Below are 3,383 nucleotides of genomic sequence, written 5' to 3' on the forward strand. Positions count from 1 at the left end.
ATTCATTAATTTAGTCTTGTTTTAAATTTTCTATCACCAGCGATTGACACAGAGCCCTTAGATTTCATAAAACCTAAGCCTATTTATTTTACCTAAAATTAATGTTTTCTGTTTTGTTTACCTTTGTTACGGTTACGCAGGTTTTCGTGTAATTCCTCTGTCTTTTCATCATTAGCAGAAGTTGTAACTTTGTTACTAAGTAGGTCATCAATCTTAGCTTGAGTTACTATTTCTTTAATTGGTTGGTGTTCAATTTCTTTAGCAACGTTCTTCTTTACTCTCGGCATAACGATGAAGGTTACGATCAATTGTTGAATGATCATGAAGAAGTTACCGGCTGTCCAGTAAAGTGCTACTGACCCAGAAACCGTCATGGTAATGAACAAAGTCATAATTGGGTTCATCAGCATCATTGTCTGCATTGATTTCTTCTGCTCTTTTGGAATACCAATCATAGATAGGTAACCTTGAATGAAAGCAAAAATGGTAGCGACAATTGCGAGTAAGAATGATTTTTGACTAAGTGAAATTCCGAAGAAAGTTGAATTTGCTAAAGTCTTTGAATACATTACAGCATCGTAAATACCAATCATAATTGGCATCTGGATAATTAATGGGAGACATCCCATACCACCTGTTAATGAGAGGTTATTCTTAGAATAAAGCTCTCGTTGCCAGCCCGCTAAAGTCATTTGTTGTTGCTGGGTTAAATCTTTACGCTTCATGGCTTTTTGAATTAACAGCATTTGCGGTTGAACACGTGTCATCCGTTCTTGTTGGGTAACACTCTTCTTCTGTTGGTTCAGCATTAATGGCAATAACAATGTTCTTACAATTAATGTCATGAGGATAATTGCCCAGCCTGCACCGTTGGTGCCTCCAATAGCACGTGAGAACTGCAGCATGATATTCTGTAACGGTCTACCAATCCAAGTGTAGATCCAACCATAAAGTCCACCATGTGGTGGGGTTGTTACATTGCCATTAGCACAACCGGTAACAATAAGCATGACTCCTAAGACAATAGCAGCCAATCCAATATATTTACGATATTTTTTCATTCAATTCTCCACATTAATTTTTCTAGTTCACGTTTAATATAATACATGAAAGCCATGCATCTTTTCCACGTTTGATAATTTTTCTGTTGTGATATTTGCAATCCTGGCATATGGTGAAATTTTATGAGGCAAATCTTTAATAAACTCGTTAATTTGTCCCTTATTTCCTTGCAGTGTGATTGTGACTGAGCCACCAGCGTTATTGCGTACGGTTCCAGGGATACCTAAATTTTGAGCTAAACTTGCAACGCTCCACCGAAAACCTACGCCTTGAACTACGCCTGAGGCAGTTAGTTTCCAAGTTTCCATGCTTCCGCCTTCTTTTTTATTTTTATGAAATTTATCAAAAAAGCTCATTTTTAGACCTTTCTGCAAACTACTCTGATTTTAACATTTTCAAAATAATAAATCTTATTAGAAGAAAATATTATTACTTATCTAATTAATTTTGTCCAACAATTTTTTATTGACAATACATATGATTGATAATATTGTAAACAAGCAGGATATAAAGTCACAGAATTTTTTTAAACTGTTTTATTTAGAGGTTTAGGGAGCCTACCAAAATCCTTTTATATGGAGGTCACAGAGCCTACCAAAACTGTTATGCCTGCTAAATATCTGTTGCTGGTCAAATAACCAGCTTCTTTTATAGGAAAAATAATTATAATAATGAAAAAAGATAAAATTGTAACCTATTCAATAATATTAACTCCAATACAAGAAAAAATTTAAAGTATTTAGTTACTGTTCCAGCATTAGATAGAGAAACCCAAGGTAAAGATATGACTGATGCGATTAAAATGGGAAAAGATTTAATTGGCAGTATGTCATTAGTAGAAGAATTGCCTAACGATGACGTTGAAACACCGACAGTTAAAAAAGACGAGCTTGTTAAATTGGTTACTGTAAATATTTCAAAATATCGGCGTGAGAATATTAATTAAGATATTTTTTAACATTTTCAAAATAATAAATCTTCCTTTAGAATGTTCTTTATAAGGAAAGGAATTAATTATGCAACAAATTAGTTCAGTTAATAATAAAACAGTTAAAGATTTAGCAAAGTTAAAGCGGAAGAAGTACCGTGAAGAGTCTGGTCTCTACGTGATTGAAGGTTTTCACCTGTGTGAAGAGGCCATTAAGGCTAACAAAAATTACGTTTACTTATTAGGAACGGAAGATGCTTTAAACAAGGCTGAAAGTGATTATGACGTTGATCTTTCAGCTAACAATATTATTTTAATTAATAATGCGATTGCCCATCACTTGAGTGCAACCAAGAATTCACAAGATATTTTTATGGTACTCAAAATTGCTCAGCCTAAGGAATTTCCATTTGATTACGGTAAGTGGGTATTGCTAGATAATTTAGCTGATCCAGGTAATGTTGGTACAATTATCAGAACCGCAGATGCTGCGGGTTTTGATGGCGTTGTTTTGTCACCAGAAAGCGTGGATTTATATAATCCAAAGACTCAGCGTGCAATGCAGGGGAGTCAATTTCATATTAACTTGATTACACATGATTTGTCAGAAGTCATTACTTCACTTAAACATGCAGATATTCCCGTTTATGCTAGTATGTTGGATCAGTCCGCTAAAAAATTATCTGAATTTGAACCGGTAGCGCAATTAGGATTAGTTATTGGTAACGAAGCACATGGAGTAAGTTCTACAGTTGCTGACCTTTGTAGTGAAAAATTGTATATTCCGATTAAAGGAAAAGCAGAGTCTTTTAATGCAGCTGTAGCCGCAGGGATCATGATCTACCACTTTGCTTAAGCACCATTGCTTGTTTTTAGTAAGTAGCTTCTTTATAATAAGTATAAAGAGATCTGTATATTTTATCTGAGATGTTCAAGCCTTGATAGAGGGGAGGATTTTTTTATGGCTCAAGCAGAAGCAGTAAAGAGTAAACGAGATTGTGGCTGCACACCAGAAAATTATGAGCTGTGTGAACACTTTATTAATGCGTTTCGTGTTATTGGTAAAAAGTGGAATGGGTTAATTATCAGCTCACTCTGCGATACCAAATACATGCGTTTTAAAGATTTAGCACATTGCATTACAGCTTGTTCTGATCGTGTTCTTGTTGAACGATTAAAAGAATTAGAAAAAGAAAAAATTGTTAAGCGGTCAGTTGATAAGGATACTGGCATTATCTCTTATGGTTTGACTGAAAAAGGTGCTGAATTAAAACCTGTTTTTGATCAAATTCATGACTGGGCAGATAAATGGGTTTAAACAAATTTTGAAAACAATAAAAGGGTCTATGATATTCCCTGTTGATAGTTTATATATGATAAGCTGTTAGCAGGG

5 protein-coding genes are annotated in these 3,383 nt (G+C 34.5%); 3 read left to right on the forward strand and 2 right to left on the reverse strand.

Features of this window, described 5'->3' with window-relative positions:
- Positions 1-98 precede the first annotated feature (98 nt).
- The gene (gene yidC, locus FC77_RS07405; protein ID WP_056970997.1) at positions 99-1,061 is read right to left on the reverse strand and encodes a membrane protein insertase YidC; all 963 of its coding nucleotides are present in this window, start codon (positions 1,059-1,061) and stop codon (positions 99-101) included.
- Between the two features lie 33 nt (positions 1,062-1,094).
- Positions 1,095-1,370, reverse strand: coding sequence for an acylphosphatase (locus tag FC77_RS07410; protein WP_054682305.1), 276 nt, complete (start codon positions 1,368-1,370; stop codon positions 1,095-1,097).
- Positions 1,371-1,846: 476 nt separating this feature from the next.
- On the opposite strand from FC77_RS07410, the gene FC77_RS08055 reads away from it, so the two are divergent.
- The 3 genes from FC77_RS08055 (at position 1,847) to FC77_RS07420 (ending at position 3,308) form a co-directional block, all read left to right on the forward strand.
- Positions 1,847-2,008 (forward strand): hypothetical protein, encoded by a 162-nt coding sequence (locus FC77_RS08055; RefSeq protein WP_156171235.1) that lies wholly within the window; start codon positions 1,847-1,849, stop codon positions 2,006-2,008.
- A 70-nt stretch (positions 2,009-2,078) separates the two neighbouring features.
- Positions 2,079-2,846, forward strand: coding sequence for a TrmH family RNA methyltransferase (locus FC77_RS07415; protein ID WP_056970998.1), 768 nt, complete (start codon positions 2,079-2,081; stop codon positions 2,844-2,846).
- Positions 2,847-2,951: 105 nt separating this feature from the next.
- On the forward strand, positions 2,952-3,308 hold the full coding sequence (locus tag FC77_RS07420; protein WP_056970999.1) for a winged helix-turn-helix transcriptional regulator: 357 nt from the start codon (positions 2,952-2,954) through the stop codon (positions 3,306-3,308).
- Positions 3,309-3,383: the final 75 nt, after the last annotated feature.

It is taken from the genome of Lactobacillus acetotolerans DSM 20749 = JCM 3825, from assembly GCF_001436775.1.
Taxonomy (GTDB): Bacteria; Bacillota; Bacilli; order Lactobacillales; family Lactobacillaceae; genus Lactobacillus; species Lactobacillus acetotolerans.

What these genes read in the sequence shown, in the direction of transcription:
- yidC (WP_056970997.1), bottom strand. Translation starts at nt 1,061, where the DNA reads ATGAAAAAATATCGTAAATATATTGGATTGGCTGCTATTGTCTTAGGA.
- FC77_RS08055 (WP_156171235.1), top strand. Translation starts at nt 1,847, where the DNA reads ATGACTGATGCGATTAAAATGGGAAAAGATTTAATTGGCAGTATGTCA.
- FC77_RS07415 (WP_056970998.1), top strand. Translation starts at nt 2,079, where the DNA reads ATGCAACAAATTAGTTCAGTTAATAATAAAACAGTTAAAGATTTAGCA.
- FC77_RS07410 (WP_054682305.1), bottom strand. Translation starts at nt 1,370, where the DNA reads ATGGAAACTTGGAAACTAACTGCCTCAGGCGTAGTTCAAGGCGTAGGT.
- FC77_RS07420 (WP_056970999.1), top strand. Translation starts at nt 2,952, where the DNA reads ATGGCTCAAGCAGAAGCAGTAAAGAGTAAACGAGATTGTGGCTGCACA.